We start from the raw sequence: 1,373 nt of genomic DNA, 5'->3' as shown, positions 1-1,373 counted from the left end.
CCTCTGACGATCCGGCAGCCACGGGCGCTCGCGGACCCCGACCGATCCGTTCACGGCGCCCACGGCCGGTCCGCTACGAGCGCCGACCGGCCGGGTCAGGAAGTGCTGCCGAACCTTGTCGGTGACGACCCGCCGTGGCGTGGTCCTCACGTCGTTCCTGATGCGGGTGTCCGGCTCAGAGCGTCTCGCTCGCCGCGAACGCCCCGATCAGACCTGAGCGGGCCAGCACTCGGACGAGGGCCGACCGGTCCAACGGACCGTCATAGCGGTTGGTCCCGCCCAGCCTTTCCAGCAGCCCCTGCGGTTCCAGCCGGTACGCTTCCGCGTCCGACAGGAGGCTGTCCGCGCTCGTCCCCTCCGGGTCGTCGTGCAGGTGGTTCGTCAGTTCGCCCAGGACCTCGCTGCGGTCGATGAAGTGGCTCATGCCGCAGTCCAGACCGTCGTCGTCGAGGTCGTCAGGGTACGGAGCCCGGGCCCAGGTGCCGTTCTCGTACCAGTAGACGCAGCCGATCTCGTGCCCTTCGAGTCGGTCCCGCAGTTCCTCGTACGGCAGCCACTCCGGTCCGCCCGCCAGCACGTCGATCGGCGGCTCGTGCCACTTGACCTCGCTCGCCTCGTCCTCGCCGTAGAGCACGAACCGGCCGTCGCCCTGCCGGGACATGACCCACCAGGTGCAGCCGCAGTCGTCCCAGTGGAGGCCCTCGTCATCGATCCACCGGCCGGTCCGGTGGCGCGGCGGACGCTCCTCGCCCTCGGTGGTCGCCTCGAGGGCGGCGAGCAGCGCCCAGCGCGCCCACAACTCCTCGGCCGGCGGAAGGTCCTCCGGCAGTCCTGGCCGGTGAACGGTCATGTGAGCCCCCGTACGCGCGTTCCGATGGTGATCGCCGCAACGATACGGTTCGCGACCGACACGACCGTCCCGGGAGCCGTACGGCTGTGCCCGGTCGGGCTGTCGCGGTCACTGAACGACTCGATGCCCGGGGCGGCCCCGTTGATGCCGGCCGGTCATCGGATCACCGGGAGTCGTCGTGCCCGAGACCGCGGTCGGGCGCGCTCATGTCGCCCGTCCTGGGGGTGCCGGCCGCGAGCCCGTAGCGCAGGTACACGGCGCCCAGAGGACCGGCCACCGGCGGTTCGAGGAGCGTGAGGTTCGTGGGCACCGTGCCACCGTCGAACACCTTCTTCCCGACGCCGAGCGTGATCGGGTGGACCCAGAGGTCCAGGCGGTCGAAGAGCTTCTCCCGAAGGAGGGTCTGCACCAGGTCCAGGCTCCCGACGACCCTAATCCGTAGTGAAGGCGGCTCCAGAGCGTCTCGGTCGGGGCTTCGGGGGCTGCCTGATCTGACGGACACCTTCCTTACTCCTGGCCCGGC

Annotated in this window: 2 protein-coding genes; both read right to left on the bottom strand. The window is 70.6% G+C overall.

The window, feature by feature from the left end; translation table 11 throughout:
• Positions 1-175: 175 nt before the first annotated feature.
• Entirely contained in the window at positions 176-850 is a 675-nt protein-coding gene (locus ACFV0G_RS39360) for a hypothetical protein (RefSeq protein ID WP_380558732.1), read from the bottom strand.
• 163 nt (positions 851-1,013) lie between these two features.
• Entirely contained in the window at positions 1,014-1,352 is a 339-nt protein-coding gene (locus ACFV0G_RS39355) for a dihydrofolate reductase family protein (protein WP_380558735.1), read from the bottom strand.
• Positions 1,353-1,373: the final 21 nt, after the last annotated feature.

It is taken from the genome of Kitasatospora sp. NPDC059571 (assembly GCF_042735675.1).
Taxonomy (GTDB): domain Bacteria; phylum Actinomycetota; class Actinomycetes; order Streptomycetales; family Streptomycetaceae; genus Kitasatospora.
The sequence above is the reverse complement of the archived record's forward strand: the minus strand, read 5'-3'. Positions and strand labels throughout refer to the sequence as shown.

Bases quoted from the DNA above. Each gene is read 5' to 3' on its own strand.
- ACFV0G_RS39360 (WP_380558732.1), bottom strand. From the start codon at position 850: ATGACCGTTCACCGGCCAGGACTGCCGGAGGACCTTCCGCCGGCCGAG.